The sequence below is a fragment of the Acinetobacter sichuanensis genome (genome assembly GCF_003024515.2).
Classification (GTDB): Bacteria; Pseudomonadota; Gammaproteobacteria; order Pseudomonadales; family Moraxellaceae; genus Acinetobacter; species Acinetobacter sichuanensis.
In genome coordinates this window covers 1-17,063 of sequence record NZ_PYIX02000009.1, presented here as the reverse complement: position 1 = coordinate 17,063, position 17,063 = coordinate 1, and the positions used below count along the sequence as shown (strand labels likewise).

At 40.2% G+C, this 17,063-nt stretch carries 16 protein-coding genes; 1 reads left to right on the top strand and 15 read right to left on the bottom strand.

Translation table 11 applies throughout. The annotated features are described in order from the left end of the window. Positions 1–7 precede the first annotated feature (7 nt). Genes C9E89_RS07660 through C9E89_RS07645 form a run of 4 tightly spaced genes read right to left on the bottom strand, consistent with a single transcriptional unit; the run spans position 8 to position 4,837 of the window. Entirely contained in the window at positions 8–1,780 is a 1,773-nt protein-coding gene (locus C9E89_RS07660; protein ID WP_107007655.1) for an FAD-dependent oxidoreductase, read from the bottom strand. Between the two features lie 4 nt (positions 1,781–1,784). Beyond that, a complete protein-coding gene (locus tag C9E89_RS07655; protein ID WP_228198994.1) occupies positions 1,785–2,630 on the bottom strand; it encodes a sugar phosphate isomerase/epimerase family protein in 846 nt (281 codons plus the stop codon). Then, positions 2,617–3,438 (bottom strand): shikimate dehydrogenase family protein, encoded by an 822-nt coding sequence (locus C9E89_RS07650; protein WP_107007654.1) that lies wholly within the window; start codon positions 3,436–3,438, stop codon positions 2,617–2,619. Before C9E89_RS07650 ends, C9E89_RS07655 begins: the two co-directional genes overlap by 14 nt. 43 nt (positions 3,439–3,481) lie before the next feature. Then, a complete protein-coding gene (locus tag C9E89_RS07645; RefSeq protein ID WP_107007653.1) occupies positions 3,482–4,837 on the bottom strand; it encodes an MFS transporter in 1,356 nt (451 codons plus the stop codon). A 229-nt stretch (positions 4,838–5,066) separates the two neighbouring features. Here C9E89_RS07645 and C9E89_RS07640 point away from each other — a divergent pair, with 229 nt between their 5' ends. Next, positions 5,067–5,837, top strand: coding sequence for an IclR family transcriptional regulator (locus C9E89_RS07640; protein WP_107007652.1), 771 nt, complete (start codon positions 5,067–5,069; stop codon positions 5,835–5,837). Between the two features lie 51 nt (positions 5,838–5,888). Here C9E89_RS07640 and C9E89_RS07635 read toward each other — a convergent pair whose 3' ends face one another. The 11 genes from C9E89_RS07635 to C9E89_RS07585 all read right to left on the bottom strand — a co-directional run bounded on the left by C9E89_RS07635 (position 5,889) and on the right by C9E89_RS07585 (position 17,046). Continuing rightward, positions 5,889–7,238, bottom strand: a complete 1,350-nt coding sequence (locus tag C9E89_RS07635) for a carbohydrate porin (protein WP_107007651.1) — start codon at positions 7,236–7,238, stop codon at positions 5,889–5,891. 40 nt (positions 7,239–7,278) lie between these two features. After that, positions 7,279–8,730 carry a right-handed parallel beta-helix repeat-containing protein gene (locus tag C9E89_RS07630; RefSeq protein WP_107007650.1) on the bottom strand — a complete coding sequence of 484 codons (1,452 nt, stop codon included), beginning with the start codon at positions 8,728–8,730 and terminating at the stop codon, positions 7,279–7,281. A gap of 26 nt (positions 8,731–8,756) precedes the next feature. Continuing rightward, on the bottom strand, positions 8,757–9,611 hold the full coding sequence (aroD, locus tag C9E89_RS07625; RefSeq protein ID WP_107007649.1) for a type I 3-dehydroquinate dehydratase: 855 nt from the start codon (positions 9,609–9,611) through the stop codon (positions 8,757–8,759). 81 nt (positions 9,612–9,692) lie between these two features. Continuing rightward, positions 9,693–10,322, bottom strand: coding sequence for a protocatechuate 3,4-dioxygenase subunit alpha (pcaG, locus tag C9E89_RS07620; RefSeq protein ID WP_107007648.1), 630 nt, complete (start codon positions 10,320–10,322; stop codon positions 9,693–9,695). 17 nt (positions 10,323–10,339) lie between these two features. Beyond that, positions 10,340–11,065, bottom strand: coding sequence for a protocatechuate 3,4-dioxygenase subunit beta (gene pcaH / locus C9E89_RS07615; RefSeq protein ID WP_107007647.1), 726 nt, complete (start codon positions 11,063–11,065; stop codon positions 10,340–10,342). A 47-nt stretch (positions 11,066–11,112) separates the two neighbouring features. Next, complete coding sequence (pcaC, locus tag C9E89_RS07610; protein WP_107007646.1) at positions 11,113–11,502, bottom strand: 4-carboxymuconolactone decarboxylase; 390 nt, start codon at positions 11,500–11,502, stop codon at positions 11,113–11,115. Between the two features lie 12 nt (positions 11,503–11,514). After that, on the bottom strand, positions 11,515–12,870 hold the full coding sequence (locus C9E89_RS07605; protein ID WP_107007645.1) for an MFS transporter: 1,356 nt from the start codon (positions 12,868–12,870) through the stop codon (positions 11,515–11,517). 43 nt (positions 12,871–12,913) lie between these two features. Then, positions 12,914–13,693, bottom strand: coding sequence for a 3-oxoadipate enol-lactonase (gene pcaD, locus C9E89_RS07600; RefSeq protein ID WP_378228226.1), 780 nt, complete (start codon positions 13,691–13,693; stop codon positions 12,914–12,916). After that, positions 13,690–15,048 carry a 3-carboxy-cis,cis-muconate cycloisomerase gene (pcaB, locus tag C9E89_RS07595; protein WP_107007643.1) on the bottom strand — a complete coding sequence of 453 codons (1,359 nt, stop codon included), beginning with the start codon at positions 15,046–15,048 and terminating at the stop codon, positions 13,690–13,692. The genes pcaD and pcaB overlap by 4 nt, the downstream gene beginning before the upstream one ends. 11 nt (positions 15,049–15,059) lie before the next feature. Next, positions 15,060–16,262 carry a 3-oxoadipyl-CoA thiolase gene (pcaF, locus tag C9E89_RS07590; RefSeq protein ID WP_107007642.1) on the bottom strand — a complete coding sequence of 401 codons (1,203 nt, stop codon included), beginning with the start codon at positions 16,260–16,262 and terminating at the stop codon, positions 15,060–15,062. Between the two features lie 133 nt (positions 16,263–16,395). Then, positions 16,396–17,046, bottom strand: coding sequence for a 3-oxoacid CoA-transferase subunit B (locus C9E89_RS07585; RefSeq protein ID WP_107007738.1), 651 nt, complete (start codon positions 17,044–17,046; stop codon positions 16,396–16,398). Positions 17,047–17,063: the final 17 nt, after the last annotated feature.

Genomic DNA, 17,063 nt, shown 5'->3' with positions numbered 1-17,063 from the left:
GCATTTCCTATGTATTTTGTTTTTGTACAAATTGCGTGGATTTAGCATGTTGAACCAAATGATTTGCAGCCAAATAACCAAATGTCATAGCAGGTCCTAAGGTAATTCCTCCGCTTGGGTATTGACCTCCCATCACGGTGTTCATGTCATTACCTACCGCATAAAGCCCATCAATCGGACGTTGAGTGTTTTTATCTAATACACGTGCATCATGATCGGTGATTAAGCCTGCAAATGTTCCTAAGCTTCCCGGTACCACTTGCACTGCATAAAATGGTCCTTTTTGTATCGGTGCAATACACGGATTTGGTCCATGATCACTATCTCCTTGCGCTTTTTGATACGGCGTAGAACCTCGTTTAAACTCAGGGTCTAGCCCTTGTTCTGCATGCAAGTTGTATTGCGTAATGGTCTGTTTAAAATTCGCAGCATCAATACCACATTGTTGAGCTAAGTCCTCTAAACGATCTGCTTGTTTGAGATAACCATTTTCAATCCAAGGCTGCATCGAAATTGGAAAAGGTTTCACTGCACCCAAACCATAACGTCGGATAAATTTATAATCACAAATCAACCAGCAATGTGCCAAGTCACCTTGATTCGTATGTTTAAATAAATCTTTGACAAATAAAGGATATGAATCACCTTCGTTGGTAAAACGTTTGCCATTTTTTAATACAGCGATTAAGCCCGGTTTCCCACGTTCAACCAAATGTGGAAAACGTCCTAATGTGCCATCTAAACGAGGCATTAATGACACAGGTGCCCAAGCGCCTGACCATGGCAACTGCGTATCCACTTGAGCGCCAACCATTTCAGCAAGCTTTAAGCCATCTCCTGTATTGGTTTCAGGTGCAGCCGAGTAATGAGGTGTTCCTAAAGCAACATGTTCAAATAATTGTTGTTTGCGTTTTTCATCATGTGGAAATCCGCCTGTTGCCAAAACCACACCGCGTTTCGCTAAAATTTTAACCAAACCTTGTGGTGTTTTAAAAATTGCACCGACCACTTTATTATTTTCATAAATCAGTTGTTGCGCAGCATGATTTGCAAATAGTCTCACTTTTTGATCAAGTGCCGACTTGAGTAAACGTGCAACCAATGCATTACCATTGACAATTTGGGTTGAACGATGACGAAATAACAAATCTGCAAAATGTCGTAAAACACGCTTAGTCGCATACATAAATGAAGACACAGCATTAAATGTATTAATGAAATGTTTCATATCAGCACCAGATGCGATGCCCATACCCCAAACTGTGGTTTCAGGAATTGCAGGTCTCAGCAAATGTAAGTTTTTCCCGAGTTGTCGCCCATCAAATGGGGCAGCAACAACAGAACGCCAACCCACACGAGAACCTTCTATATCAAAAAAGTCTGGAACCAATGCACCTGCATTGAATTTGACCTCTGTTGATTTCTCAAAAAAATCGATCATTTCAGGTGCTTTTGTTAGATATTGATGAATACGAGCTTCATCATATTTTTCACCCAGTACATTTTTTAGATATTTTTTAGGCTGCTCGATAGGCTCTAACTGCCCTGCACGCTGTGCATGTGGCGTGTTTGGGATCCATAACCACCCCCCAGATACCGCCGTTGTGCCACCAAAAACACTTGCTTTTTCAGCAACAATCACATCCAAACCTTGAACTGCCGCAGTCACTGCGGTAGAAAGTCCACCTGCTCCAGAACCAATCACCAAAACATCACATTCATATTGGTCACGATTTTTTTGAGCTAGAGAATTAAACTCATGTTGAGTTGACGCATTCATGACATCACCCCGCAATAGCATCTGCTTCAGCAAGCGCAACGAGTTGTTGAATTGCTTGCAAATTAATTTGAGCACGTTGCAGCGCTGGTCGTTTTGCAAGTGCAAGATTCGGGACTTCTGCTGCTAAAGTAATGTCTTTTGGTAAAGCTCGAATCAGCGAAATCAAATCAATTTCACCTTGCCCTGGAACTAAACGATTAGAACGTGCAATTTTAATTAGACCTTCATCGCTTGGGTCATATTCAGCTAAACCATCACAAAGTTGTACGTAGTTCATTTGTGTCGTAGGTAGCGCTTTGACTTGTTCTAAAGTTGAATCTGAACGATCAAAATGCAGTGAATCAATTAATACTGCTGCATTTTTTTGTCCCGATTGCGTCACGATCTGTTGAGCATGTTGCAGATTTTTAACAGCCGTCCACGGCATAAATTCAAGATCACAACTTAAATGATATTGCTGACTCAACTCGCAGAACGCTGCATAATTTTCAACTAAGCGTTGATGCTCAGTATCATTGCCTGCAATAAGAATATGTTTTGCACCTAATTGTTCAGCAACTTCTAAAAACTGAATATATTTTTGACCATCAAAATCAGGTGTCAAACGTATAATTTCTACATCAGCAACTTTCACGCCTGTATCAGCTAAAGCTGCTTGCGTTTCACGAATTAATGTTGCGTCTGTTAAAATCGGATAGTCAGCTTCATTCGGTGCCGCAGGTAAAAGACGTAAACCGACCTGTGCGTAGCCACATTCTGCCGCGATCTGAATTGCTTCAACAGGTGATACATCCGCAACAGTTAAAAATGACAGTGAATACTGACGTTGTTTAGATTCAGGCTGCATCATTTACGCCTCCTGAACGTTCATTTTCAAGTAGAAAATTCACCATCAAATCACGAACTTGAATAAACATATCTGTACCTGTTACCGCAGTACAACCAAGCGCCAATGCCTGAGTAACAAATGGTGTTTTTTCTGGTTTAGTGACAACATCCGCAACTGACATGGTGTCAGTTAACTTGTCTAGCTGAAATGCTGCTGATGGATCACCATTCATGCCCATCGGAGTTGCATTCACAATGACATCAAAACCTGTTGGATCATTGTCATGTGCAACAATCTTGCCTTTGCCAAGTGCATTTAAATGGTCAACCAATTGTTGCTGACGTTGTGCATCGACATCAAAAATTGCCAGTTCTGCAACCCCAGCCAACAATAATTCGTAGGCAATCGCTTTACCTGCACCACCTGCACCCGCTAAAATGGCACGTTTATTTTCTAATTGAATATTTTTTAATTTAATCGCTTGTACCATGCCTGTACCATCTAGCATGTCACCTTCCCAACCTGCTTCACAGCGACGAATGGTATTCACTGCACCAATGAATTTTGCACGTTCTGTCACTTGGTCACAGCACTGTAAAGCTGTAATTTTGTGTGGCACAGTCACGATCAAACCATCTGTATTGAGCATGTTTTTCGTGTTATTTACAAACTCTGGAAAATGATCTGGATGTACATCTGCAGGTGGCACAATGGCATTTAAGCCTTTTGAAATCAGTTCCAAAGTCACCCCTTCAGGTGATTTTACTTGTTGGATGGGATGCCCAACCACAAAATAAAGACGAGTCGATCCATTCAATTGAATACTCATAATTCAATATCCTTTTAAAATTCAGTAAATTAAAGTGTTTTTATTAAGCTTTTGCGTCGTCTAAAGCTCGTTGTTGCATACGTTGTGGTGAATAAATCATTTTCATGAGGAGTAAAGCCATGACCATCCCTGCGGCAGGCACACAGAGTACAAGGAAAATTTTACTTGCTGACCAACCTTGATTGAGGAAATAAGCACCAGCAAATGCACTGGCAACCGCACCTAAACGTCCAATACCATGCATCCAACTGTTTCCTGTTGCACGTGCAAAGACGGGATAAAATGCACTTGATAAACCATTTACACCTGAGTTTGCACCATTCATCCACATGCCAACAAAGAAACACATTGCACTATATACGTAGAAGTTATGTCCCACTTCACCAATGAAAATCATGAAGACAATTGCGATCAGATAACAAATCACCAAACCGATATGTGCATTGATTTTATCCATCAAATAACCGCAAGCATAACAACCGATCGGACCACCAAGTTGATAAATTGCAGTAATCATAGATGCTTCACTGATACTGAAACCAAACTCATTTGACATCATTGGTAACCAGCTTCCAAGTAGATACACCACAAATAAACCTGAAGCATATGTCCACCACAGTAAGAAACTACCAAGGAAATAAAATGGGCTAATAATCGTTTTAACTGGATTATCTACAGACTTCGTTTTTGGTTTTGGTAGTACAAAAACTTTGTTCGTCGTATCAAAATCAGGTGCAATTTTTTGAATAATGGCATCAATTTCAGCTTTAGGATGTTGCTTTAAAACCTTAAAACCAATGGATTCGGGCAGTTTAAATGCCACAATCACCGCCAAGATTAAAGGTAATATTCCACCAATAATCATCATGGCATGCCAGTTATAGTGCGGAATAACCCATGCCGCTAAAAAGCCACCTAATGCTGCACCAAAAGTAAAACCACTTAAAATCAATGTGACCATTCGTGCATTTACACGCATAGGTGAATAATCAGTGGTTAACGTCACAGCTTGTGGCATCACACCACCCATAAATAATCCTGCAATAAAACGGAAAATCATCAGTTCTGTGACATTGGTTGAAACTGCTGCAATGAGCGTAAAAAATCCAAAACCAATTAAATTTACAATTAATAATTTTTTACGCCCAAATTTATCGGCTAATGGTCCCGAAATCACGGCACCTAATGCCAGTCCGACCAAGGCTGCACTCATTACAGGTGCTAATGCAGTTGTGGTAATTCCCCACTCATTTTTAATGACGGGTGCAACAAAACCCATAATTGAAATATCAATACCGTCAACAACGACGATCATTAAACAAATAAAAATAATAAATTTTTGTAAAGGTGAAATTCTATTTTCGTCTAGAAATTCCCTTAAATCTACCTGTTGCTGCATACACTTGCTCCCTTAGCGTTCACCTATTTCATTTATGCGGTTCCATGCATAAATAGGTTTAAATTTGACTTAGGTTAAAAATGAACTGAGAAGGCTTCAGTTTTTTACCCTAGATCATGCTGATTTATCTAAAAATCATTTAGGATAGAATCTAAGATGTAATATAATCTGTTTTTTAGTTTTTTGGAACACTGTTCCAAAAAATATTAGTAATTAATTTGGATTTTTTATGCTGAGTAATAATGACCGCACTTTAACCGTGCTCGAAGCGTTATTAAAAGATGTAAATGGATGTGCTTTAAGCCAGCTTTCAACTGATTTAGATATTCCCAAATCTGCAATGCATCGTTTATTAAGCTCGATGAAAGACATGGGCTATATCTATCAAGATGAACTAAGCCAGCACTATAAATTGACCTTAAAAATCGCTTCAATGGGACTGACATATTTGTCTTCTCGCTCAATTACAGAAACTTTTCAGCCGCTACTCAATCAGTTGGCTGAAGAATCTGCTGAACTGGTGCGTTTGGGTCTCATTGAAAATGAAAACATTATTTGGATTGCAAAAGCTCAAGGTTCAAAATCAGGTTTAAAATATGACCCTGATTCGGGCAGTGTTGCGTATTTACCTGCATCTTCCTGTGGTTTAACTTATCTTTCTGCACTCAATGAGGCTGATTTTTTACGCTTAGCAGAACGCGAAGGTTTTGAAAAAGCAAATTTATTTGGTCCCAATACCCCCAAAAACTTAGAAGAGCTTAAAGTTTTAGTACAAGCATCTAAAGACCGAGGCTATGGTTTAATTCAAGATACTTATGAGTTAGGGATGACTGCTATGGCAAAAGTTATTCTAAATCCACATACAGGTATTCCTTTTGGGACGGTGAGTATCGCAGGTCCATCTGTACGTTTAAATGAAAAACGTGTTGAAGAACTCGCACCAGCATTGCTTGAAACGGTGGAAAAAGTGAGTCAAATTATTCATTTGTCACAATATTAATGATAAAAAGCGATCTAAGTAGATCGCTTTTTATTGGGGAAAATAAATGGCTTAGAAGTTGAAACGCGTAGTTAAACCCAACACCCATGCATCATCTACTTGCTTTAAACCACCTGCTTGATGCACATATTGAATATTTGGACGCAACATGATTGCTGGTGACCAATTCAAACTATAATTCAGTTCAATATTAAGCTCATCATTTTGAATAGGTCGGTATAAAGGATTTGTATAATCTGCCGCAGTTAAACCGTTTTGTTGGTTCTGATAATGCTGACGATCACGAACGCGCTCATTAACATCAAAACGTGCAAAACCTAAACCAATGCTGTCTTGTGGACGAGCATCGAATGCGCCTTTATACCAAAATGCCAACTGCTGTGACGCTTCAACAGTCGTGGTCGCTTTATCATTCCAAGTGAAATTGGCAGATGCAAATAGACCACGTTTACTGTCATTTTCATGTGCAGTCAGTTGTTGCTGTGCATTTAACCAGACACTTTGTTTATGATCATGGACTTTTGCAGGTGTATCTGCATCAATGATCTGACCTTGTGTATTGGTTTTTATGTCATTTGCATCCGCAGTCGCATAAAATGCACCGAGTTTATATTCTCCTGTTAAACCATTAAAAGCAGCGAGTTTAGGTTTCCAAGTCAACTCGACAGGAATCAAAACGCCTTCGGCATCATCCATGCCTAAGTTAAAGCCACGATCTTCAAAGGTATTTTCAGGGTTAATTTCATAAACCCCTGCCGCAAGTGACCACTCAGGTAGAAATTGGTATTTTAGGTTCATTCCCCATTGTGAAACTGGGCTGTTGTACCAAATACTGCCTACGGTTTTACCCAGTTGACCACCACATAGCATTAAGTTTTGAAACTCACAGTGCGAAGCATTGAAATCTTCGGACAATCCCATTCGTCCAATTTTAAACTGCAAAGTGTTGTCTAAAAACCCAGATTTTATCCATGCTTGTGATAAACGCCAAGATTGTCCTCGACCATAAATTTCTTGCGCACTACTAAACTGTGATGCGCGTGGATCAGAAATTCGTTCTGCGGATAATGCTTGTCCGTCACGTTTGGTGATCATGACACTGGCTTGGGTATTTTCCAAACCTGCGATTTTCTCCAAATCAAATTGTGAAGCTAACGTAAGTTGAGAAGCGTGCAACATTTCTCGATCATCGTTATAACCACCATCGATATTTGTTGCACTTTCATTTTGAAAACCCAAAGTAAACTTATAGCCTTTTTCTTCCAAGCTCTTGCGTTCACCATTCCAGTCTCCCAAAAGCCATTGTCGATCTTCTGACCATGGCATTTGAGCAAATGTAAATTGTGATACAAATAGCGCTGAACTCAGCACAGTTAAGGGTTTTACTAAACAATGTTTCATATGCTTTTCCTTAAGCAAAGATGATTCAACATAAATAACCTTACAATTTCACAGCAGGACTTAATTCAGAACTTGCACCATGAATATCAGTTAAGGTCGCGGTGATTGATTGCACTTTTTGAGTCGGTTTCCATTGAATTTTGGCTTTGCCATTTTCATCAGTCACGACTTGTTCTGTACCTAAGAAGATTTCTGCTTCATTGGCATTTTTTTGCGAATTTCCGAAAAATTCAACACGATACATTGCATTTTTTTGCGCTTGAACTTCAACAGTTACAACGCCTTGTTTCACTTGTAACGTTGGTGCAGTAATATTTTGATTGGCTTTGGCATTACAGTTTTGTTGTGTTGCATCTTGACATGTATGTTGTAACGTATTTTCATCCATCACCACACCACGACCACGTGAACCAACAAATTCAGCATGCTCTAACGCAGGAACATTCATAATAATTGCACCAGTACGTTGCTCAGGTACACAAGAACCACCAGCTTCACAACGTTTAACATCTTTGCCATTATTCCAAATCAAGTTTTTGGTTAATGTAATATGCGCATTGGCATCTTTTTCTGAGCGAATCGCAACACCAATACGATTATCATGTAGTCGATTGCTGTCTAAAATATTGCCATCACCCGTAAGATTAAAACCAATTGAGTTATGACTTAACTCATTATAAGCAATGTAATTGCGTTTGCCCCAGTTGATTTGTAAGCCATCTGAGTAGTTTTTAAACGTATTGCCAACAATGCTATTGTCATTGCCCCATAAAATTTCGATGCCTTGTGAAGGCTCAGGATTTTGAGCAGTCGAAATAAATTGATTATTTGCAACCAAGTTAAATGCTGCACCTCGTGTCAACTCAAGACCATCACCATTGTCCTGAAAATAGTTATTTAATACTTTGTTATTATTGGTTGTGGTTGCTGTTGAACCGCCTTGACCATCATCGCCTGTGAGCATAACACCCGCGCCACCATAATTATTCATGATTCTGTTGTGTTGAATCAGATTATTACTTGCACGGTTAATTAACACGCCTATACAGAAGTTTCTAACTTCAAGTCCCTGAATTTGCACGTTTTGAGTATCTCGTAGCACTAAACCAGGCAAAGTTGTTGTACGTACGTTTGTACCAAACTGTCCTGAAACTGCACCAGGACAAGCTTCTACACCTGTACCTTTGACATATTTAGAGCCATCAATTGCAATATATTGACCATTGGCTGCCCATGCTTCACCGACAATAGAAACTGCTGTACGAATTTCAGGTAAAGGCTTTTCAGGAAAAATGACAAAAGGCGCTTGCCCCACAGCTTTAATCTGAATTTGATGTGCTTCTGAAGGCTGACTATTTGCTTGTTCAATAGCCCAACGTAAAGTACCTTTTTCACCATGATCTGCGTATTGATCAACCACAAAAGTTTGTGCGTGGCTAAGATTTCCTAAACCGAGAACCAAAGCACTCAGCGCAAAAATAGACGATTTCATTGATTTTCCCTAATGTAATGATGTATTTAGTTTGGTTCAACAATATTTAAAAGTTGTTTGAGCTGTTTAACTTCAATTTGTCCAGGTGCAGAAGCCTCACCAATCATGCCAAAACTCATACTTCCACCCATATTGGCAGTAGCAATACGAGAAATTGCACCCAATTTCGCCATCGACATAGTCAATAACGGCTTTTTAGTTTGCTGGCTGACATTTAAAGTTGCATTCATCAAGGTAAATACATCTTGTTTAGACTGTGGCATCACTGCGATTTTTAAAATATCAGCCCCCATAACATCTTGTTTTAACAAACGTTTTTCTATTTCAGCTTGCTCAGGTGTACGGTTAAAGTCATGATTTGACATGATAACGCGTACATTTTTTTGATGTGCCAGTTGTGTTAATTGTTGAACAACCGCCTCATCTCTAAACATTTCAATATCAAGCAATTGCATAAAAGGCTGTTTTAAATATGCACGATAATTTTTTTGATAATCTGCATCACTGATTTTGAGTTGTCCGCCTTCATTTGCAGTTCGAATCGTTGCAATTAAAGGTTTATCTTTTAAAATTTGATTGAGTTCCTGCCCCAATGCAATCACTTGCTTACTGTCAGCAGCAAAATCAAGTAAATCGATACGAAACTCTGCAATATCCGCATCAGGATGATTTGCAATAATTTTGGCTTGTTCGAGTGCTTGTGCTTTGGTTTTTGCTGTAATCGGTACAATGGTTTTTACGGGCATTTCACCGATATTGACATTTTTAATCTGATAAACAGTATCATTTTCAACAGTATTCAATGCAGTATTTGCCTGTACCAAAGAACAAGACAACGCAATCGCAACAGTCAAACATGTTTTTAGCGCAAATCTATTCATTTTCAATCCCAATCATTTTTCCTGTACATCCAGTGGTTTTGTTTCACCAGATGTACATCACTTTAAAATCTATGTATTTAATTAAATATCGAAAAATACAGTTTCTTTGTCGCCTTGAACATAAATATCAAAGCGATAGACGATTTCACCATTTTCTTCGCTGCGCTTAGCAATCAAAGTTTGGCGACGAGGCTCCCACTCAATGCTATTCAATACAGGATCTTTTGCATTCGCTTCAGCTTCATCTTCAAAATAAACACGTGTGTTTAAACCTAAGTTGATACCACGTGCAAAAATAATCAGATTAATATGCGGTGCTTGTGTTGAACCTTTACGACCAGGAACAGTACTTGGTTTGATGGTATTAAAATGCCATACACCTGTTTGGAAGTCTGCGCCAGCACGTCCCCAACCTTGGAAGTTTTGATCTGCTTTTTTCTCTTGAAAATCTGCCTCACTTGGATAAACGCCGTTTGCATCAGCTTGCCAAATTTCGACTAAAACATCACGTAATGGCACACCCACACCGTCAAATACACGTCCTTCTAAACGGATACGTTGACCTTCTGGATTATTTTTCAACAAGTCATTATTAAAGTTATATTCAAAAACCTCGATACCTGCTTGTTTAGGTAACAAACCGATATGAACATAAGGTCCACCTGTTTGCGATGGGGTTTCATGTAATTCTTGGAAATTCCAACCGTTCATAGCATTTACTCCATGTATTAAACTAATTCATTTTCAAAATAGGTTTTGCGACGACCACGTAAAGTGATGTCAAAACGATAACAACGGCTATCAGCTTCGATAAAATTACTCTTGTCTTCAAGGGCAATCAAAGCACGTCGTTGATCTTCTGAAGGAATGGTTTTAATAATTGGACAACTGTCAATCAGTGGATCACCTTCAAAATAAAATTGTGAAATTAAACGTTGTGCCCAACCATCAGCAAGTAAAGAGAAATGGATATGCGCAGGACGCCATTCATTAATACGGTTACGCCAAGGATATGGACCAGGCTTAATGGTACGGAAAATATAAAAACCATTTTCATCTGTCATCATACGACCACAACCACCAAAGTTTGGATCTAAAGAGCCAATAAATTGGTCATTTGGATGACGATAGCGACCTGATGCATTGGCTTGCCATACTTCAAGTAACGCATTTTTTACAGGACGACCAAATTGGTCACGAACATAGCCATGTACAATGACACGCTCACCAATTGGTAAGCCTTCTTTAGCACAGTTTAAAATAAGGTCATTATCTTTAGGACCGAAATGCTCTGCCGAAAAACGTGGTGAAGTCACTTCTGAAATGGTTTCACCAATCGAAATTAATGCATTTTTTGGTGAACGCAATACACTTGTTTTATAGCCTGGTGCATACGCAGGTGGATGATCTTCACTATTGCGCTGTGCATATGCGCCCCAAATATTTTTAGACATCATAGTTTCCTTTTAAAAAGTAAATTCCTTAACGTGTTATGACTTCGTTATTCAGCATCTAAGCCGAGTTCTTTAAACACTTCTTCAGCCATATGCATCGCTGCATTTGCCGCAGGTAAACCTGCATAAAGTGATGAATGAATAAATAATTCTTTTAAATCGTCTTTTGTCACACCATTGTTAAAACAAGCACGCAAATGTAAGCGTAGTTCATCTGTTCTGCCCAATGACAACAAAATAGCAATCGTGACTAGACTACGTGTATGGCGTGGCATTCCTGGACGTGACCACACCTCTCCCCATGCAAAACGACTGATAAAGTTTTGAAAATCTGCATTAAAATCATTCAAATTATCCAAAGAGCGCTGCACGTGTTTTTCACCTAACACTTCACTGCGAACCTGAATGCCTTGTTGATAACGTTCTTCATCGTTCATAAAAATTTCCTCTTAGGTTGCATCTGTATGTGCAACAAATGATTTAATTAAGATCGCAATTGCCGCAGCAGTCGCTGGAATAAGTAATAAAGATAAAATTGCAGTAAATGACCACTGATTACCCAGTAATACCGCACCAATCCACGCACCAAATACAGCGCCGAAACGTCCAATACCTGACATCCATGCCACACCTGTTGCACGACATTGGGTAGGATAGAAACGAGCACTTAATGCTGGCATTGCAGACTGAGCGCCATTGGCAGCCATACCTGCACATAAGATAAATATTGCTAAGAATGTTGGATAATTTAAGCTTTGACCCACAATAAAAGCGAATACACCAGCTAAGAAATAAAAGCCTGCAATCACACGGTTAGGGTTAAATTTATCCATTGCCCAACCGATAAATAGCGCACTGAGTACCCCACCGAACTGGAACAATCCACCAATAAATGCAGCATGCTCCATGCTTGCACCTGTTTCACGCATCAATGTTGGCAACCAACTGGTCAAGAGATAAATAATCACTAAACCCATGAAATAGGTAAACCACAGTAAAAAAGTGCCTTTGATATATGATTTTGAAAACAACATACCAATTACAGAATTTTTATTTGCTGCTTCACTCTTTTCTTCTGGAACATGGAATTCATTAACAGATGCAACTTGTTCAGGCGCGATTTTATTTAAAATCTTTTTAACTTTGTCTGAGGCATTACCTTTCACAATCAGATAACGATATGATTCAGGCAACCAAAGTACGACCATGACCATTAAAATAAGTGGTGCCCAACCGCCCACCAAAAACAGACTGTGCCACCCAAAATTTGGGATTAACCAACTACTGAGAAAGCCACCGATCGCCATACCGAGGTTATAACCACAGAACATACATGTCACAAGCAATGAACGGATACGGGCAGGACAATATTCTGAGAATAAAGTCGTTGCATTTGGCATTGCTGCGCCTAAGCCAATTCCTGTGAGAAAACGAAAAATAACCAACTGATCTAAAGTTGAAGAATAAGCACAAGCTAAGGTAAAGCCGCCAAAAATCAGCATTGCAATCGTTAAAACAATTTTTCGCCCAAAACGATCCGCAAGTGGACCTGAAAATAATGCGCCAAAAATCATCCCACCTAAGGCAGCACTCATCACAGGACCTAGATCAGCCTTGGCAATACCCCAATCTTGTGCCAATGCAGGTGCAATAAAACCCATTGCAGCCGTATCAATCCCATCAACAAAAACAATGAGAAAACAAACAATTGCAATCAGCCATTGATATTTTGATACAGGAGCATTATTGATTAATGCTTGGGCATCCATCCCCTTTTTAAGGACAGTACTCTCCTGAGATGCCATGTCTATCTCCTTTAGGCAAAATCTGTTTTAAGCTATGTTAAATTTATGCAATGAATTTAGTTAAAATCTGGCTAAACTCTACAGGGCATTCAATATTAGACAAATGCGAAGCTTCTATGCTTTGAAGCTCACTGCCCTGTATTTTAGACTGCATAAATTCACCATCTTGAAGTGTAGTCACGGGATCTTTCGCCCCACAAATCAATAAAGTTGGAATACCAATTTCGGCTAAATCTGCACGAACATCTGCATCAGCCAATGCACGACAAGACGCTGCATAACCTTGAGCTGGTGTTGCGGCTAAGCTTTGAATCGTACGTTGTGCTAAGTCATCGTGTTGATAATCAAATGACTCACTAAACCAACGTGTATGTGTGGTTTTGACTAAGTCTGCTAGACCTTCTTTTTCGACTTGGTCTGCACGTGTAAGCCATGCTTCTGCCTGTCCAATTTTGGCAGCAGAATTTGCCACAGTAATACTTTCAAAACGATCCGCAGCATTGATCCCAAGCCATAAACCTGTAATACCACCCATCGAGATGCCACAAAAATGTGCTTTTGTAATATTTAAGGCATCTAAAATATCCAGTACATCTTCGCCAAGGTTTGCCAAAGTAGAGTTTTCAATTACATCACTTTGACCATGACCGCGTGTATCGTAACGAACAACTTTGTAATTTTCTTTAAAATAAGCAACTTGCTCATCCCACATGTGATGATCAGTTCCTAAAGAGTTCGAAAAAATAATCACAGGTGCATGATCTAAACCATCAACTTGAATTGCTAAAGCCTTTCCTTGTCGATTAATAATCTTGTTCATCACTTTGCCTCTCCTTTAGCATGCTTCAGCACAGCTTCGATTTGATCTTGAATATTTCCCAAATAAGACTCAGGTTTAAATATCTGTTGCAATTGTTCAACATTAAAATACTGCTGAACCTCTGCAATTTCAGCCACAACGTCTTGTAAATGACGTTGCTCAGCAACCGCTTTTTTACATGCAGCTTCGACCAAATGATGTGCATTTAAGCGTCCCATTTTAAGGGCTAAAGCCATCATGACCGCTTCCGCCATAATCAAACCTTGTGTGCATTCAATATTACGCTGCATATTTTCAGAATTAACTTCTAAGCCTTGTAATACTTCATGTGTACGCTGCAATGCACCTGCACAAAGCTGAAAAATTTCAGGTAGCGCAAGCCATTCTGCATGCCATGCACCTAAGCTACGTTCATGTTCCTGAACCATACTTTGGTACATGCTCGACATTAAGGCAGGTACTCGATTTGCTGCTGCCAAAATGGATGCAGCCGCGACTGGGTTACGCTTGTGTGGCATTGTTGATGAGCCACCACGTCCTTTAGCTGTCGGTTCAAACACTTCTGCAATTTCTGTTTGCATCATGAGTGACCAATCACGTGCCATTTTCCCAGTATTACCTGTAACAACTGCTAAAAAATGGGCAATGTCCAGTATACGATCACGTTCGCCATGCCAAGTGCAATCAGGTTTAGACAAATCAAGTCGCTGTGCATAAGCCTCAACAACTGCCGAACCTTGATCTAAAATAGATGCTAAAGAACCAACCGCACCGCCCAATTGAACAGTGAGTACTCGAGATTTTATTTGCTCTAAACGTTCTAAATCACGCTGAAAACTACTTGCCCAACGTGCAGCTTTATGCCCTAACGTAATCGGTAGTCCTTGCTGTAACCATGTACGCCCAATCATGACCTGATCGCGATACTGTTCTGCTAAATGAACTGCAACATCATGAGCACTTTGTAATTGTATTTGAATGATAGATAACGCATCTTTTGCTTGTAAAATTGTCGCAGTATCAATGATATCTTGACTGGTTGCACCCCAGTGTACATAACGAGAAGCTTCTTCATCGACATTTTTTACAGCAGCAGTAAATTGCTTTACAAAAGGAATTGCAATATTGCCAGCCAATGCAGTTGCTGTTGCCAAGCTTTCAAAATCAATCGCATGTATGCCTTGCTCTTCAGCAACTTGGGCAATAATGCTTGCGGCACTTTGCGGAATGACACCAACATCAGCTTCCGCCTGCGCCAAAGCAACTTCTGCCTTAATCATGTATTGAATCAATGCCTGATCACTAAAAATCTGAGTGACATCAGCTTGATAAAACAAACTTGCAAATAACTGGCTCATTTTGCTGATCCTTAAACTCTTTCAATAATCAAAGCAATGCCTTGACCTACACCAATACACATCGAGCAAAGGGCATATTTGCCACCTGTTGCTTCAAGCTGATTCAGCGCTGTAATCACCAAACGTGCGCCTGATGCGCCAAGTGGATGACCCAAAGCAATCGCACCACCGTTTGGATTGACTTTCTCTGAACCATCGGCAATGCCTAAATCACGGGTCACAGCCAACGCTTGCGCTGCAAAAGCTTCATTCAGTTCAATCACATCCATCTGCTCAAGGCTTAAACCTGTTTGAGCAAGCAATTTTTTGATCGCAGGTGCAGGACCAAAGCCCATAATGCGAGGTTCAACACCGACTGTTGTTGCACCAATCACTTTGGCACGAGCTGTTAAACCATAAGTTGCAACCGCATCATCAGAAGCGATTAGGAGTGCTGCTGCACCATCATTAATCCCTGATGCATTACCCGCAGTGACTGTACCTTCAGCTTTCACCACAGGTTTTAACTTGGTTAATGCTTCAATGGTGGTTGCACGAGGATGTTCATCTTTTGCCACAACAATGGCATCACCTTTGCGCTGTGGAATGGTCACTGCAATAATTTCTTTGTCGAAGAAACCTTTTGCCTGTGCAGCAGCTGTACGTTGTTGACTGGTTAATGCAAACTGATCCTGATCTGCACGGTTAATGTTGAATTGCTCAGCCACGTTTTCCGCAGTCTGAGGCATGGTTTCAACACCATACATTTCTTTGAGTTTTGGATTGATAAAACGCCACCCCATAGTAGTGTCTTCAAGCTTTTGTGCGCGACCATAAGCAGATTCAGACTTACCCATCACAAATGGAGCACGAGACATGCTTTCCACACCACCTGCAATAATCAAATCTGCTTCACCTGCTTTAATTGCACGTGCTGCCATTGCCACAGCATCCAGTGATGAACCGCATAAACGGTTGACTGTAGTTGCAGGCACTTGGTATGGCACACCTGCAAGAAGTGCAGACATACGACCGACGTTACGGTTATCTTCACCTGCTTGGTTGGCACAGCCATAAATCACATCATCAACTTTTTCCCAGTTCACTGATGGATTACGTTCAATTAAAGCTTTGATTGGCAATGCGCCTAAGTCATCTGTACGTACAGGTGCAAGTCCACCTGCATAACGACCGAATGGGGTACGGATGGCATCAATAATGTATGCGTTTTTCATTTTTAAATCCTTTACCTCCCTTAATCCCTCCTGAAAGGAGGGAGACTTTCCAATGAAAAATAAATATTTATTGGTCAAAGTCCCCCTTTGAAAAAGGGGGATTTAGGGGGATTCTGTATATTTCTAAAGTGTCTTAAACCGTCGCATCAATCAGTTTTGCACCCGTCAAGGACTGCAATTCTTCAAATGAAAGACCTTCCACTTTTTCAATCACTTTCATGCCTTCAGCAGTCACATCAATCACGCACAGGTCAGTGTAAATACGGTCTACACATTTCAAACCTGTAGCTGGATAAGTTAGCTCTGCAACGATTTTCGGCTCGCCTTTTTTAGTCACATGATCGGTCGTGATAAATACTTTTTTCGCACCAACGGCTAAATCCATCGCACCGCCAACCGCAGGAATCGCATCAGGTGCGCCTGTGTGCCAATTCGCCAAATCACCATTTTCAGCAATCTGGAAAGCACCAAGTACTGCGATATCTAAGTGACCACCACGCATCATGGCAAATGAGTCACCGTGATGGAAGAAAGCACCGCCATCCAGTAGAGTCACAAATTCTTTACCCGCGTTAATCAGTTCAGGATCACGATCTTCTTCAGCAGGTGGTGGACCAAAAGCCAAAAGACCATTTTCAGAGTGTAAAAATACGTCTTTGTCGCTTGGTAAATAGCTTGAAATTTTAGTCGGTAAACCAATGCCTAAATTGACATAAGCACCATCAGGAATGTCTTGTGCCACACGCTCAGCAATTTGATCACGGCTTAATTTTGTATAACTCATTTTAAATTCTCCGTAGC